Annotated in this window: 13 protein-coding genes and 1 pseudogene; 9 read left to right on the top strand and 5 right to left on the bottom strand. The window is 67.2% G+C overall.

The window, feature by feature from the left end; genetic code table 11:
- Positions 1-2: 2 nt before the first annotated feature.
- Positions 3-1091 (bottom strand): PDDEXK nuclease domain-containing protein, encoded by a 1089-nt coding sequence (locus tag ACSFA5_RS19055; RefSeq protein WP_435445599.1) that lies wholly within the window; start codon positions 1089-1091, stop codon positions 3-5.
- Between the two features lie 357 nt (positions 1092-1448).
- Between ACSFA5_RS19055 and yajC the strand changes: the two genes are divergently transcribed.
- The 4 genes from yajC to ACSFA5_RS19035 all read left to right on the top strand — a co-directional run bounded on the left by yajC (position 1449) and on the right by ACSFA5_RS19035 (position 7348).
- Complete coding sequence (yajC, locus tag ACSFA5_RS19050; protein ID WP_435445598.1) at positions 1449-1781, top strand: preprotein translocase subunit YajC; 333 nt, start codon at positions 1449-1451, stop codon at positions 1779-1781.
- 80 nt (positions 1782-1861) lie between these two features.
- Positions 1862-3742 carry a protein translocase subunit SecD gene (gene secD, locus ACSFA5_RS19045; protein ID WP_435445597.1) on the top strand — a complete coding sequence of 627 codons (1881 nt, stop codon included), beginning with the start codon at positions 1862-1864 and terminating at the stop codon, positions 3740-3742.
- 18 nt (positions 3743-3760) lie between these two features.
- The gene (gene secF / locus ACSFA5_RS19040) at positions 3761-4720 is read left to right on the top strand and encodes a protein translocase subunit SecF (protein WP_435445596.1); all 960 of its coding nucleotides are present in this window, start codon (positions 3761-3763) and stop codon (positions 4718-4720) included.
- Positions 4721-4882: 162 nt separating this feature from the next.
- Positions 4883-7348: a DUF1631 family protein gene (locus ACSFA5_RS19035; protein ID WP_435445595.1), complete on the top strand. Its 2466-nt coding sequence runs from the start codon at positions 4883-4885 to the stop codon at positions 7346-7348.
- Positions 7349-7369: 21 nt separating this feature from the next.
- On the opposite strand, the gene ACSFA5_RS19030 is transcribed toward ACSFA5_RS19035, so the two are convergent.
- The 3 genes from ACSFA5_RS19030 to ACSFA5_RS19020 all read right to left on the bottom strand — a co-directional run bounded on the left by ACSFA5_RS19030 (position 7370) and on the right by ACSFA5_RS19020 (position 10368).
- Positions 7370-7882, bottom strand: a complete 513-nt coding sequence (locus ACSFA5_RS19030) for a Smg family protein (RefSeq protein WP_435445594.1) — start codon at positions 7880-7882, stop codon at positions 7370-7372.
- A 92-nt stretch (positions 7883-7974) separates the two neighbouring features.
- Positions 7975-9120: a DNA-processing protein DprA gene (dprA, locus tag ACSFA5_RS19025; RefSeq protein ID WP_435445593.1), complete on the bottom strand. Its 1146-nt coding sequence runs from the start codon at positions 9118-9120 to the stop codon at positions 7975-7977.
- Positions 9121-9150: 30 nt separating this feature from the next.
- On the bottom strand, positions 9151-10368 hold the full coding sequence (locus tag ACSFA5_RS19020) for a LysM peptidoglycan-binding domain-containing protein (RefSeq protein ID WP_435445592.1): 1218 nt from the start codon (positions 10366-10368) through the stop codon (positions 9151-9153).
- A 158-nt stretch (positions 10369-10526) separates the two neighbouring features.
- Here ACSFA5_RS19020 and def point away from each other — a divergent pair, with 158 nt between their 5' ends.
- Genes def through ACSFA5_RS18995 form a run of 5 tightly spaced genes read left to right on the top strand, consistent with a single transcriptional unit; the run spans position 10527 to position 13588 of the window.
- The gene (gene def, locus ACSFA5_RS19015) at positions 10527-11045 is read left to right on the top strand and encodes a peptide deformylase (protein WP_435445591.1); all 519 of its coding nucleotides are present in this window, start codon (positions 10527-10529) and stop codon (positions 11043-11045) included.
- A 5-nt stretch (positions 11046-11050) separates the two neighbouring features.
- The gene (locus tag ACSFA5_RS19010; RefSeq protein WP_435445590.1) at positions 11051-11560 is read left to right on the top strand and encodes a hypothetical protein; all 510 of its coding nucleotides are present in this window, start codon (positions 11051-11053) and stop codon (positions 11558-11560) included.
- Entirely contained in the window at positions 11557-12513 is a 957-nt protein-coding gene (gene fmt, locus ACSFA5_RS19005; protein WP_435445589.1) for a methionyl-tRNA formyltransferase, read from the top strand. Before ACSFA5_RS19010 ends, fmt begins: the two co-directional genes overlap by 4 nt.
- Complete coding sequence (locus tag ACSFA5_RS19000) at positions 12513-13253, top strand: AzlC family ABC transporter permease (RefSeq protein WP_435445588.1); 741 nt, start codon at positions 12513-12515, stop codon at positions 13251-13253. Before fmt ends, ACSFA5_RS19000 begins: the two co-directional genes overlap by 1 nt.
- Before the next feature lie 23 nt (positions 13254-13276).
- Positions 13277-13588 (top strand): AzlD domain-containing protein, encoded by a 312-nt coding sequence (locus ACSFA5_RS18995; protein ID WP_435445964.1) that lies wholly within the window; start codon positions 13277-13279, stop codon positions 13586-13588.
- A gap of 18 nt (positions 13589-13606) precedes the next feature.
- Here ACSFA5_RS18995 and ACSFA5_RS18990 read toward each other — a convergent pair.
- Positions 13607-14581 (bottom strand): annotated as a pseudogene (locus tag ACSFA5_RS18990) (Bug family tripartite tricarboxylate transporter substrate binding protein).
- Positions 14582-14605: the final 24 nt, after the last annotated feature.

Below are 14605 nucleotides of genomic sequence, written 5' to 3'. Positions count from 1 at the left end.
GGTCAGTCGGTCTGACCGTCGAGCCGGCTTTCGAGCCGGACTCGGGCCGACCGCATCGCTTCGTGGATCTTGCGTTCGAACACCTCGCGCGGGGGCAACACGGTCAGGTACTCCGCGACATGGATGCCTGATTTGTCCAGTTCCAGCAGCTCGATCTGTTCCTGCTTCTTGCCCGTGCAAAGGATGATTCCGATGGGCGGCGCGTCGCCCGGCTCCTGGTCATGTCGCGCCAGCCAGCGCAGGTACAGCTCCATCTGGCCCTTGTACTCGGCGCGGAACTCTCCGAGCTTCAGTTCGATGGCCACGAGGCGGCGCAGCTTGCGGTTGTAGAAAAGCAGGTCGATGTAGAAATCGTCGTTGTCGAGCTGGATGCGGCGCTGCCGTGCCACGAAGCTGAAGCCGGCGCCGAGTTCGAGCAGAAAAGCCTCCAGTTCGCGCAGGATGGCGTCCTCGAGATCCTTTTCAAGGTGGCGATCCTGCAGTCCCAGGAAATCGAGGACATAGGGATCCTTCAGCAGCATGGCGGGCTCGGTCGGTCTCGGGCGGTTCAGTTCGCCGAGTTCCTGGCGAATCAGTGCCTCGGGCTGGTGCGACAGTGCGGTGCGCTCGTAGAGCAGCGAGTTCACGCGCTCCCTGAGCGTGCGAACGCTCCAGCCTTCGAGCTGGCACATCTGAGAATAGAAGTCTCGAGCCAGCGCGTCTTTGACCGGCAGCAGGACGAGCAGGTGGGTCCAGCTCAAATGTCGTATCAGCGATACGACAATTTCCTCGGAGGGGAACAACTCGGCGAACTGCATCATGCGCCGCAAGTTCTTTTCTTCGAAGCCTCGGCCGTAGTCGGCCGCCAGCTGTCGCGACAGGGTCGCGACGATTTCTTCGCCATAACCCGCGCGCTGGCCGCCGAGCACCTCGGTGCGAATGCGGTGACCGATGCGCCAGTACGCCAGCGTCAGGCCGGCGTTCACGGCGGCGGCAGCCGTTCGTCGGGCTTGCTCGATCAATTGCCGCAGGTCGGCCAGAAGAGGTGCCGTGCCTTGATGGATGGCGGCTGGCTCGGCGCCGGCCGGACTTTTGGGGCGGGGCTTGCTCATCGGTCTCCTTGCGTTGGCTGTGATGCGAAGGAATTGTCTGGCGGGGCATCGTGCGGAGCGGCGTGCGCAAAGCCAGCCGCAGTGAAAAACAGCACCGATGGCGGCAATATTTATGCGGCTGCTACCAAAAACGGAGCATCCAAAGCGTTTTTCGAATACCCGGAAAGCCCTCCCCACCCCGCCGGATAAGCGCGTGAAGCGGCCATCCGCGCCGAATACAATGCCCGGTGCTGTGCGCGGCCAAGCCCCGCCGCGCTTTGACTTGCGGTGCGCATTCCATGTGGCCGCGAAGCCCCAAGGAACCGCGGACGCTGCCCGCGCTCCCATCGTTTTCTCTTCCCTCTGCTGGAGACTCTCTTGTTCATTTCCTCTGCTTTCGCCCAAACCGCGCCTGCTGCAGCCGGCGGCGGTGACATGTTGTCCTCGCTCGGCAGCATGCTGCCGCTGGTGCTGATGTTCGTGGTGCTGTATTTCGTGATGATCCGGCCCCAGATGAAGCGCCAGAAGGAGTCGCGCGCCATGATCGAGGCGCTGGCCAAGGGCGACGAAGTCGCCACCGCCGGCGGCGTGCTCGGCAAGATCACCTCGATGAGCGACCAGTACCTGGGCCTCGAAATCGCCAACGGTGTCGAGATCAAGATCCAGCGCAGCGCCGTGGTTCAGGTCCTGCCCAAGGGCGCCGTCAAATAAAAGCGTGAGCTGAGAACCTTGCGCTTTGCGGCGCAGGGCCCCAATTCACGCCGTGTTCCGTTTCAGAAAAGCGCTTTCTCATGAACCGTTACCCGGTCTGGAAGTACGCGATCATCGTGATCGTGTTGCTCGTGGGGCTCATCTACGCCCTGCCCAATTTCTTCGGTGAGGCACCTGCGGTGCAGGTGTCTGCGGCCAAGACGACCGTCAAGGTCGACGCCGCCACCCAGACCCGGGTCGAAGAGGCGCTGAAGGCTGCCAGCCTGACGCCCGACCTCGTCACGCTGGACGCCGGCTCGCTACGCGCCCGCTTCACCACCCCCGACGACCAGCTCAAGGCGCGCGACGTGATCCAGCGCGCCCTGGTGCCGGACGCCGGCGACCCGCCCTACACGGTGGCGCTGAACCTGCTGTCGCGCTCGCCCAAGTGGCTGACCGCGCTGCATGCGTTCCCGATGTACCTGGGCCTCGACCTGCGCGGCGGCGTCGACTTCCTGCTGCAGGTGGACATGAAGGGCGCCATCGACAAGAAGGCCGAGTCCTTCGCCAGCGACCTGCGCACCACCTTCCGCGACAAGAACATCCGCGGCACCTCGGTGAGCCGCAACGGCCAGACCGTCGAGGTGAGCTTTCGCGATGCGGCCGCGCTCGAGGCGGCCAGGCGCATCATTCAGGACCAGTTCACCGACCTGAGCACCACCGACAGCCAGGACGGCAGCAACTGGCGCCTCGTGGCAAGCATCAAGCCGGAGGCCGCACGCCGCCTGCAGGACGCCGCGCTCAAGCAGAACATCACCACGCTGCACAACCGGATCAACGAACTCGGCGTGGCCGAACCCGTGATCCAGCAGCAGGGCCTGGACCGCATCGTCGTGCAGCTGCCCGGCGTGCAGGACACGGCCAAGGCCAAGGAAATCCTGGGCCGCACCGCCACGCTGGAGATGCGCCTGGTGGACGAAAGCGCCGAAGGCCGCTCGGCCGAACTGAGCGGCGGGCCGGTGCCTTTCGGCTCCGAGAAATTCCTCGACCGCCAGGGCCGCCCCGTCATCGTGAAGAAGCAGGTGCTGGTCACCGGCGAGAACCTCACTGACGCGCAGCCCGGCTTCGACCAGCAGAGCAACCAGCCCAAGGTCGACCTGACCATGGACGCCAAGGGCGGTCGCATCATGCGCGACGTCAGCCGCGACAACTACAAGAAGCGCATGGCGATGCTGATCTTCGAAAAGGGCAAGGGCGAAGTGCTCACGGCCCCGTCGATCAACGGCGAGCTGGGCAACCGCTTCCAGGTGTCGGGCTCGATGACGGTGGTGGAAGCCAGCGACCTCGCGCTGCTGCTGCGCGCCGGCTCGCTGGCCGCGCCCATGGAAATCATCCAGGAACGCACCATCGGCCCGAGCCTGGGCGCCGACAACATCGAGAAGGGCTTCAAGAGCGTGATGTACGGCTTCCTGGCGATCATGGTGTTCATGTGCGCGTACTACGCACTGTTCGGCCTGTTCTCCTCGATCGCGCTGGCCGTCAACCTGATGCTGCTGGTGGCCATTCTCTCGATGCTGCAGGCCACGCTCACGCTGCCCGGCATCGCGGCCATGGCGCTGGCCATCGGCGTGGCCATCGACTCCAACGTGCTGATCAACGAGCGCGTGCGCGAAGAGCTGCGCAACGGGGCATCGCCGCAGGCGGCCATCCACGCAGGCTACGAACGCGCCTGGGGCACCATCCTGGACTCCAACGTGACCACGCTCATCGCGGGCATCGCGCTGCTGGCTTTCGGTTCGGGCCCGGTGCGCGGCTTCGCGGTGGTGCACTGCATCGGCATCGTCACCTCGATGTTCTCCGCCGTGTTCTTCTCGCGCGGCCTCGTGAACTTCTGGTACGGCCAGAAGAAGAAGCTCAAGACGGTGTCGATCGGCACGGTCTGGCGCCCAACGACCGACGGTTCGGCCGTGGCCACCAAGTAAAGGCCGAGGACAAGCGCCATGGAATTCTTCCGCATCCACAAGACGATCCCGTTCATGCGCCATGCACTGGTGCTGAACATCGTCTCCTTCGTCACCTTCGCGCTGGCGGTGTTCTTCCTGTTCCACCGCGGGCTGCACCTGTCGGTCGAGTTCACGGGCGGCACCGTGATGGAGGTCGCGTACGAGCAGTCGGCCGACATCGGCAAGGTGCGCGACGCCATCGGCAAGCTGGGCTACCCCGACGTGCAGGTGCAGAGCTATGGCAGCTCGCGCGACGTGCAGATCCGCCTGCCGGCCCAGAAGGGCATGAGCTCCGACCAGCAGAGCGCGCAGGTCATGGGCGCGCTGAAGTCGGTCGACGCGTCGGCCACGCAGCGCGGCATCGAGGTGGTCGGGCCGCAGGTGGGCGAAGAGCTCACCACCAACGGCCTGAAGGCCCTGGGCATGGTGGTCCTGGGCATCATGATCTACCTGGCGTTCCGCTTCGAATGGAAGTTCGCGCTGGCCACCGTGCTGGCCAACCTGCACGACGTGGTGATCATCCTGGGCTTCTTCGCCTTCTTCCAGTGGGAGTTCTCGCTGGCAGTGCTGGCAGCGGTGCTGGCGGTGCTGGGGTACTCGGTGAACGAGTCGGTCGTGATCTTCGACCGGATTCGCGAGAACTTCCGGCGCTACCGCAAGATGAACACCACCGAGATCATCGACAACGCGATCACCTCGACCATCAGCCGGACCATCATCACCCACGGCTCCACCCAGCTGGTGGTGCTGTCGATGTTCTTCTTCGGCGGCCCGACGCTGCACTACTTTGCGCTGGCGCTGACCATCGGCATCCTCTTCGGCATCTACTCGTCGTGCTTCGTGGCGGCGGCCATCGCCATGTGGCTGGGCATCAAGCGCGAAGACCTGGTCAAGGGCGGCCCGACGAAGCGAGACGGGGAGTCCGAAGACGATCCCAACGCCGGCGCGGTGGTCTGACGGATACTTCAGGCTTCAATCAGGCGGCAGCGGGCAGGCCGCGCCGCGGTTCGCATGCAACGCCGGGCACTCTCCACACTTGTGCGGTTGCGCATCCCGATGCAAGCTCTCGGTTGTTGCTGACGAATCGAATTCGAATATCCAGGTCTTCCCGACTTTTCAATGAGCATTGCGCGGTCCGCCTCTTCCCAGCAGCTCGCACGCGAGACGCGTGAGCGTTTCGTTCTGGCCACGGAAGGTGCCATTGCGCCGTTGGCGCGCGCCATCCGGGACCGGCTGACCGCCATTTCCTCCGAGGCCAGCAATGCCCGCGCCATGCAGGAACACCGCGACGACTTCGTGGCGTTCCAGGGCCAGGCCACGCAATGGGTGACGCTGGCGCAGACCGGCTGGCGCAAGGCGCTGGAGGCTTCGGCCGGCAGTGTGTCGGCGGTGCCGTCGGCGCTGCGGCTCGAGCTGATCGGCAACGAGGTGGTGGAAACCAACATCCTCTCGTCGCGCCTGGCGCAGATGATCCACGACAAGGGCAGCTTCGAGCTCAGCGACCTGCGCCTGCGCATCCAGCACCTCGAAGGCACGAGCGAACTCGACGCCCGCGACGTGCTCAAGCCCGAAACGCTGGCCAAGCTGCTGGTCGAGCAATGGCTGGCCGCCGGCCTGAGCCGCGGGCTGTGGACCCGGGTGCAGGACACGGTGCAGCAGGGGCTGGTCGAGGTGGTGGTCAAGGCCTACCAGAGCGCCAACGCTTTCCTGATCGCCAATGGCGTGATGGAGGAGATCGATCTCAAGAGCTTCGTGCGCCGCACGGGCAATGCGGGCGGTGCCGGCAGCAGCGGCAGTGGCGGACCGGCCACGTCGTCGGGTGTGCCGATGGACAGCGGCATGCCGGGCGGCTCCCGCGGCGGGCAGCGCGCCAGCGCCGGATTCGACGGGCAGCAGCCTTCCGCGTCGTCGAACGCGGCGCCCATGCCCACCACAACGACGTCCTCGACCACCACTGGCGGCTCGCCGCTGGCGATCGCGCGGCAGCGTGCGCAGACGGCGCTGCTGAGCCTCAAGCGCTTCGTTGCCGCACGCATCGGTGGCGACACCGGCGGCTCGGCCGGGCCTTACGCGGCGCCCGGCGCCGAAGGACGCGCGACCGGCGGCGGTGCTGGCGGCAGTGGTGTCGGCGCTGCCGTTGGCGGCCAACCGGGCTCGGGCGCCGGCACCGCGGCGCCTCGTGTTTTTTCCAGAACGTTCGCCGGCGCCATCGCCGACGCCGAGGTCGCCTACCGGATGGCCGCCACGCAGTTCATGGACGGCACTGGCGAGCAGGCCACGCTGATGCAGCAGACCGCGGTCGACATGCGCCGGCGCACCGCCGAGCTCAAGAAGCGCGCGCCCACCACGGCCGACAAGGCCACGGTCGAGATCGTGGCGCTGATGTTCCAGGCCATCCTGGCCGAAGAGCGCATTCCTTTCTCCGCCCGCGTGTGGTTCGCCCGCCTGCAGATGCCGGTACTGCGCGTGGCCATCGCCGAGCCCGAGTTCTTCGGCACGCTGCAGCATCCCGCGCGCATGCTGATCGACCGCATGGGCTCGTGCGTCATGGGCTTCGATGCGGCTGCCATCACCGGCAGCGCGCTCGAAGGCGAAATCCGCCGCGTGGTACAGGTCATCGAGCAATACCCTGAAACAGGCCAGCGCGTGTTCAAGCTGGTGTTCGACGAGTTCGTCGCCTTCCTCAGCCGCTACCTGACCCAGAGCGACACCACGCAGCGCGTGATGAGCGTGGCGCAGCAGGTCGAGCAGAAGGAAACGATGGCGATCCAGTACACCATCGAGTTGCGCAAGATGCTCAACGACATGCCGGTGCGCGAGGAGATCCGCGAGTTCCTGTTCAAGATCTGGGCCGAGGTGCTGGCCATTGCGGCCCTGCGCTACGGCGCGCAGGGCGAACAGACCGTCATGCTCAAGCGCGTGGCCTCCGAACTGGTGTGGGCCGCGAGCGCCAAGCCCAACCGCACCGACCGCGCCCGCGTGATTCAGGACCTGCCGCAACTGCTGCAGCGCCTGCGCCAGGGCATGGCGCTGCTGGGCATCGTCGACGAGCCGCAGGAAGCGCACATCAAGATCATCGGTGCCACGCTGTCCGACGCCTTCCTGTCGAAGACCGAGGCCATTCCGCAGGCCAAGATCGAAGCCATGGCGGAGCGGCTGACGCACCTGGAAGACTTCGTGAGCGACGAGGGCGGGGCCGGCGACGACCTGCCGCTGGACGCCCACAGCATCGAACTGCTGCTGGGGGTGGACGCCGCATCGATCGAGGTGATCCCCGATGCCGGCGGCACCAGGGTGGCCGAGGACATGCTGGCCTGGGCGCACGAACTGCAGGTGGGCAACTGGTTCATGCTGGACCACAACGACCGCGTGAGCCAGGTTCAGTTCGTCTGGCGCAGCGAGCGCAAGAAGCTCCACCTGTTCGCCTCGGCGGACGGCCGCAGCTTCCTGATCCAGGCGGGACGGCTCGCGAGCTACCTGCAGGCGGGATTGCTGGTACCGGCCGAGGAAGAAACGCTGACCGTGCGCGCCACGCGCGAGGCGCTGGCGAAGCTGGATGCCAATCCGGAGCGGTTGCTGAACTAGCCAGCCGCCGGGTTGGCCGGGTCAGTGGGCCGTGCGGCCTTCGCTGGACTCGCAGAGCTCATCGAGCACCAGCGCATCGGGCTCGATGCCGGTGCTCCAGTGCACCATCAGCACGATGATCTTGAGTTCGTCGAGCGCGACCGGATCGCCCGGCGCCGCCATCGCGCGCTCGACCACGATCTCGCGCAGGCCGCAGGGCAGCACATTGGACGACTCGAGGAAGCTGATGAAGCCGAGGCATTCGGCACCGAGGTGCTCCTGCTCGGCCTGGGAGTAGACGCGCATCGCGTTGCTCGACTGCGGCATGGCCGCTTCGGGCGCGCCGCGAAGCGTGACCGTGGCGCTGTCCTTGGTGTGATGCTCTATCTGCATGCCTTGCGTGGCAAGGCTCAGGCCGTCGAGCCAGTGAAGGGCATCGCGGATTTCGTCTGCCTCGAAGCCGTGCGCACTGAGCTTGCGGCCCAACTGCTCGGGTTCGGGGCACGCATCGCCGCGCCAATAGTTTTCGTACACAAAAACAAGCACTTCGAACATGAGCCCAATATAGCCCAGGAAGTGGTCGCTCGCCCTCGGGCTTGGTGCACTTCGTGTCACTTCTCCTTCGCTTGGGAAGGAGCACCGGCGAGTCAGGTGGTGGCCATGCGCTGGAACAGGCCGCCGGGCAGGCGTGTGATCTGGCCGTCCAGTTCGAGCTCGAGCATCTTCGCCTGCAGCGCAGCCGCGCTCCAGCCGGTGCGCGCGCTCAGCGCGTCGAGGCTCACGGGGTCGAAGCCGAGGGCGTCCAGCAGCGGATCTTCGCTCGGGGCGGCCGCATGTCCATTGCCGGCGCTGGACGAAGCCGCCGCCGCGACCGGGGCCCGCAGCGGTGGCAGCTCCTCGAGGATGTCGCTCACCGACTCCACGAGCTTCGCGCCCTGGCGGATCAGCGCATGGCAGCCGCGCGATTGCGGTGAATGGATCGAGCCCGGAATCGCGAACACTTCCTTGCCCTGCTCCGACGCGAGCCGCGCGGTGATGAGCGAGCCCGATTGCAGCGCCGCCTCCACCACCAGCGTGCCGCGCGCCAGTCCGGCGATGAGCCGGTTGCGCTTCGGAAAATTCTGCGTGAGCGGCGGCGTGCCGAGCGGCAGCTCGCTCACGATCAGCCCCTGCTGCGTGATGCGATGCGCCAGGTCTCGGTGCCGTGCCGGGTACACGCGGTCGAGCCCGGTGCCGACCACGGCCACCGTGGCCAGCCGCGGCGTGTCGCCGGCCGCGTCGAGCGCGCCCTGGTGCGCCGCGCCGTCGACACCGAGCGCCAGGCCCGACACCACCGGCAGGCCCACCTCGCCCAGCGCGCGGGCAAAGCTGCGTGCGTTGGTGGCGCCTTGCGGCGTGGGGTTGCGGCTGCCGACCACGGCGATGCTGTGGCCGAGCTGCGTGAGGTCGTAGTCGGCCGCGCCCAGCACGTAGAGCAGCAGCGGCGGGTCGGTCATTTCGAGCAACGACGCGGGATAGCCGGCGTCGCCGAGCGTCACGACGCGGCGCGACGTGCCGTTGCCCGCGGCTTGCAGCCACTGCCAGGTCAGGTCGATCTGCGCCTGCAGGTTGGGGGGGGTCTGCTGCAATGCAGCGGCCTGGGCTTGCGAGACGACCTCGCGCAACGCTGCATCGCGCTGCGCGAAGACGTGCTCAGGCAGCCCGAAGGCCGCGAGCAACCGCCGAGCGGCGCCGTCGCCGACGCCCGGCGTCAGTGAAAGCCGCAGCCAGCCTGCGAGTTCTGCGCGTTCCAAACGTGTGTTCGAGAAAGCCGGGGCCGCAGGTCAGGGATTGACGAGAAAGTCGCCGGCGCGCGGAGTGTCGTTGATTTCGAGCACCAGCGCATAGGACACTTTCTCGAAAGTGCGGAACACCATCAGCAGGCCGATGCGTTCGTTCGGCAGCTTGAGGGTTTCCTTGCGTGCGCCGGTGCGGTCCAGGATGGTCTCGCCGTTCTTCAGGATGGCCAGCACATGGCCGTTGTCGACGCCGTCGCGCGTGCCCTTGTTGATGGCCACCACCTGGTTCTGCGCCGCGAACTGCACCGCATTGCCGTAGACCGAGATGATGCGGCCTTCGACCTGCGTCGACGGTGCGCGCGGCACGTAGCTCAGCAACTGGCGGGGGGGCTCGGGCAGCAGCCGGTCGCCTGCGCGAATTTCCTCGCGCGACGCGACGATGTCGATGCTTGCCGGCACCACGGTGATGACGTCCTTGTCTTCCACCGTCTCGATGGTGGTCGACTCGCCGCGCTGCAGCCGCGCCTTGCCCAGGTACTGCGCCTCGTAGCCGAGGATTTCACCCGTGCCCGGGTCTTTCAGCGGCGTGGCGTTGCGGAAGACGCGAAAGTTCTGCACCGGCCCCGCGGCCTCGACCAGCGGCGATTCGGCGTTGCCGCGGGCATAGGCCCGGTCGCCGCGCGACAGCAGCACGCGGCTGTCGTTGCCGGCGACGATGCGCGGCGCGTTGTCCAGCGTGTTGGCGTCCACCACGATGGGCTCGCTCAGGAAGGGCTCGATGACGCTCGGGTTGAGCGTGGGCAATGCCATGCCGGCCAGCGAATCGAAACGGGTGCGGGGCGACAGCTTGATGGTGCCGCCGTCGCCGCCGAAACCGCCGCGGCGGGTGGTCAGGCGTGCGCGGCCGCCGGTCTTGTCCAGGTAGAGCACCTGGCCCGGGTAGATGCGGTGCGGGTTGGCGATTTCATTGATGTTCATGCCCCAGAGCTCCGGCCAGCGCCAGGGGCGCAGCAGGTAGAGGCGCGAAATGGCCCAGAGCGTGTCGCCGGGCTTGACCGTGTATTCGTCGGGCGCGCTGGGCGCCAGTTCGCTCAGCGGCACGCCCTGCTGGGCGGTTTGCTGGGCCGTGGCGCGCTGCTGGGGCGTGACGGGGTAGTTCTGTGCCCAGGCCGTCGTGGCGCCGCAGCCGCCGAGCACCGCCATGGCAGTCAGCGTTGCAAGAAGATGAGGGCGCTGTTGGTCGGTGAGTCTGAGCTTTTTCATGTCTGGATGGTGAGCGCGCGAAGTATCGCCGCGCATACGAATCTCACAATTTGCTACGAATTCTGCGCTGAAGCCCCTGGGAGGGCAACGTTTTCGGCGCCGCGCGTCGCGTCTGGTCGCGGAATTGGCGAAAATAGCCACAACTTCCCCCCGATTTCATGGCTAAACGAATCATTCTGAGTTACCCGGACAAACGCCTGCACACGGTGGCCAAGCCGGTGCAGGGCGTCGACGCGCGCATCAAGGCCCTGGTTGCCGACATGCTGGAGACCATGTACGACGCCAGCGGCATCGGCTTGGCCGCGACCCAGGTCGACGTGCACGAGCGCCTTGTCGTCATCGACGTGTCCGAGGAGCGCAACCAGCCGATCGTGCTGATCAACCCCGAAATCACTTGGGCCAGCGACGAGAAGGTGCTGAACGAGGAAGGCTGCCTCTCGGTGCCCGGCATCTACGACGGCGTGATGCGTTCCACCTCGGTCAAGGTGCAGGCGCTCGACGAGAACGGCGAGCAGCACACCCTCGAGGCCGAAGGCCTGCTGGCCGTGTGCGTCCAGCACGAACTCGACCACCTGCTCGGCAAGGTGTTCGTCGAATACCTCTCTCCCCTGAAGCGCAACCGCATCAAGAGCAAGCTGCTCAAGCAGCAGCGCGAAGACCTGCGCGAACAGGCCTGACCCTCATGACCTCACGTCGTTTCGGCTCCTTCGCGGCGCTGGCGGTCTTTTCGGTGGCTGCCCTGGGCCTGGCCGGCTGCGCGAACGAACCCACGCGCGTCCAGCCGGGCGCCACCGCCGCCGACACCCTGCAGCGCCTGGGCGCCCCCACCGGCCGCTACCCGCTCACCGGTGGCGGCGAGCGGCTGCAGTACTCGCGCATGCCGGCCGGCTTCGAGGTGACCGACATCGACGTCGATGCCGCCGGCAAGGTCGTCTCGGTGACGCAGGTGCTGAGCGAGGCGCGCTTCGGGCAGGACATCCTGGTCGGCCAGTGGCGCCAGAACGACGTGATGGCCTTTTATGGCCGCCCCTATGAAACCAGCCGCGTCAGTTCCTTCGACGGTGTCGTCTGGACCTGGCGCTACAAGGCCGTGAACGAACGCCGCATGCTGTACATCTACATCGACCCCACCGGCGTGGTGCGGCGCTATCACACGGGAGACGATCTCGAGCTCGATCGGGTCCGGGATTGAGCCGCCTCCGAGTCGTCTTCGCGGGCACGCCCGAGTTCGCGCGCGTCGCCCTGGAGGCCATCGCCGCCGCCGGCCATGACATCGTGCTGGTGATGAGCCAGCCCGACCGCCCCGCCGGCCGCGGCATGAAGCTGCAGGCCTCCCCCGTCAAGCAATGCGCCGTCGCCAACCAGTGGCCGGTGGCGCAGCCGCGCAGCCTGCGGCTGGACGGCAAGTACCCCGACGAGGCCTCGGCCGCGCGCGACACCCTGCTGGCCGCCCGGCCCGACGTGATGGTGGTGGCGGCCTACGGCCTCATCCTGCCCCAGTGGGTGCTCGACCTGCCGGTGCACGGCTGCCTCAACATCCATGCGAGCCTGCTGCCGCGCTGGCGCGGCGCCGCGCCCATCCACCGCGCCATCGAGGCCGGCGACGCGCAGACCGGCATCACCATCATGCAGATGGACGCGGGCCTGGACACCGGCGACATGCTGTTGCGCGAGGCCGTCGACATCGGCAGCGACAACACCGCGCGCCTGCATGACCGGCTGGCCGAACTGGGCGGCAGGATGATCGTCGAGGCGCTTGCCGACATCGGCACGCTCGTGCGCACGCCGCAGCCCGCCGAAGGCGTGACCTATGCCCACAAGGTCGAGAAGCACGAGGCGCTGATCGACTGGGCCCAGCCGGCCGACGCCATCGTGCGCCGCATCCGGGCTTTCGATCCGTTCCCCGGCGCCAACAGCCCGCTCGACGGCGAGACCGTCAAGCTCTGGGCCGCCCACGCCGAGGCCGCGTCTACCGAGCAGGCCGCACCGGGCACCATCCTGTCCGTCGGCGACACCGGCGTGACCGTGGCCGCCGCCGGTTCGGCCGTCACCGTCACCGAACTCCAGCGACCGGGTGGCAAGCGCCTGGCCGTGGCCGATTTCCTGCGCGGCTTCGACCTGAAGCCCGGGCAGGCCTTCGGCTGATGTTCCTCTCGCAGCGCATTCGCAGCCGCCCTGAGTTCCGCGTCGGCCTGCGCGACATGACGCCGGTCGCGCTGGGCATCGGTGCCTGGGGCCTGATGACCGGCGTGGCCATGGTCAAGTCGAACATGAGCGTGATCGAGGCGCTGGCCATGACCCTGCTGGTCTACGCGGGCAGCTCGCAGCTGGCGGCCATTCCGCTGCTGTTCGCGGGCGCGCCGGCCTGGGTCATCCTGGCCACGGGCTTCTGCGTCAACCTGCGCTTCGTGGTGTTCAGCCTGCACCTGCGCCCCTACCTCATGCACATGCCGCGCTGGCGCCGCATGCTGCACGGCTACCTCACGGCCGACATGAGCTATGCGCTCTTCACCAAGAAGTACCCGAAGCCGCCGCTGACCATTTCCGAGCAGGAGTCGCAGGAGGCCTACCTCACCGGCAACTACTTCGTGACCTGGTGCGCGTGGATGGGCATGAGCCTGCTGGGCGTGGCGCTGGCCAACTTCATTCCGCAGAACTGGGGCCTGGGTTTCGCGGGCGTGCTCAGCCTGGTGGCCATCGTGTGCTCGATGGCCACCACCCGCCTGCGCCTGCTCGCCGCGCTTATTGCCGGCGTGACCGCCGTGGCGGCCTATGCGCTGCCGCTGAAGCTCAACATCGTGGTGGCCATCGGCGTGGCCGTGCTGCTGTGTTTCTGGCTGGAGAAGCAGTTCGGCCTCGACCCGACGGCGGAGGACGACAAGTGAGCGCCACGACGGACTGGTGGACCATGGGCGTGATCGTCGGCCTGGCGCTGGTCACCGTGCTCACCCGCTGCTTCTTCTTCATTCTCGACCGGCCCTGGGGCCTGCCCGACTGGGCGCACCGCGCGCTGCACTACGCGCCGGCCGCCGCGCTCGCGGGCGTGATCGCGCCCGAGATCGTCATGACGCAGGGCCACCTGATCACCACGCTGCACGACGCCCGCCTGTATGCGGCGGTCGTCGGTGCGGCGTATTTCTATTGGCGGCGCGGGGTGCTGGGCACCATGGTCGCCGGCATGGCGGTTTACCTGCCGCTGCACCTCGGCCTGGGCTGGTAGAGGGCCAACGGGGTCCGGTCAGTCGAGCTTCACACCCGCGGCCGCGATGATCTTTCCCCAACGGTCGCTTTCCGCACGCGACAGCTTGTAGAAGTCCTGCGGCGTTCCGGGCAGCGCCTCGAAGCCGAAGTCCGCGAACAGCTTCACCACCTTCGGTGCCTTCATCGCCTTGTGCAGCTCGCTGTTGAGCCGCGCCACCGCCTCGGGCGGCATGCCGGCCGGGCCGATCAGGCCGTGGAAGGCGTAGGCGTTGACGTCGCTGAAGCCGGCTTCCACGAAGGTCGGCACTTCGGGCAGGGCGCTCGCGCGCTGCGGCAGCGCAATGGCCAGCACCCGCACCTTGCCCGACTTGATGATGGGCAGGCCCGAGGCCAGGTCCAGCATCATCACCGGCACCTGGCCGCCCATCACGTCGGTCATGGCGGGCGCGGCGCCCTTGTACGGCACGTGCGTGATCGTCAGGCCGGCCTTCTGCTTGAAGAGCTCCATCGCCATGTGGTGCGGCGAGCCGTTGCCGGGCGAGGCGTAGCTCACCTTGTCGGGGTTGGCCTTCACGTAGCGCACGAACTCGGCCACGGTCTTCGCGGGAAAGTCGGGGTTCACCACCAGTGCCACCGGAAACCGGCCGATGGTGCCGATGTAGGTGAAGTCGCTCGCGGGCTTGTACGGCAGCTTGACGAACATGTGCTCGTTGAAGAGCAGCGCCGCGTTCTCGGCCTGCATCACCGTGTAGCCGTCGGGCTTGGCCTGCATCATCACCGACACGCCGATGTTGGTCGACGCACCGGGCCGGTTGTCGATGATGAGCGGCTGCCCCAGCGATGGCTGCATGGCCTCGGCCAGCGTGCGCGCCAGGTTGTCGGTGCCGCCGCCGGCCGAGTAGGGCACGATCCATTTGATCGGCTGGCTGGGGTAGGCGGCCGGCTGCGCCTACGCGAAGGGGGCGCTCGCCAGCGCAAGCGCCGCGGCCATCAGGGGAAGGAATCGTTTCATCGTTTGTTGTCTCCGGTGCTTGTT

Origin of the sequence: Variovorax monticola (assembly GCF_051216855.1) — a bacterium.
GTDB lineage: Bacteria > Pseudomonadota > Gammaproteobacteria > Burkholderiales > Burkholderiaceae_C > Variovorax.
Note: the sequence above shows the minus strand (reverse complement) of the source record. Positions and strands in the feature narration are given on the sequence as shown.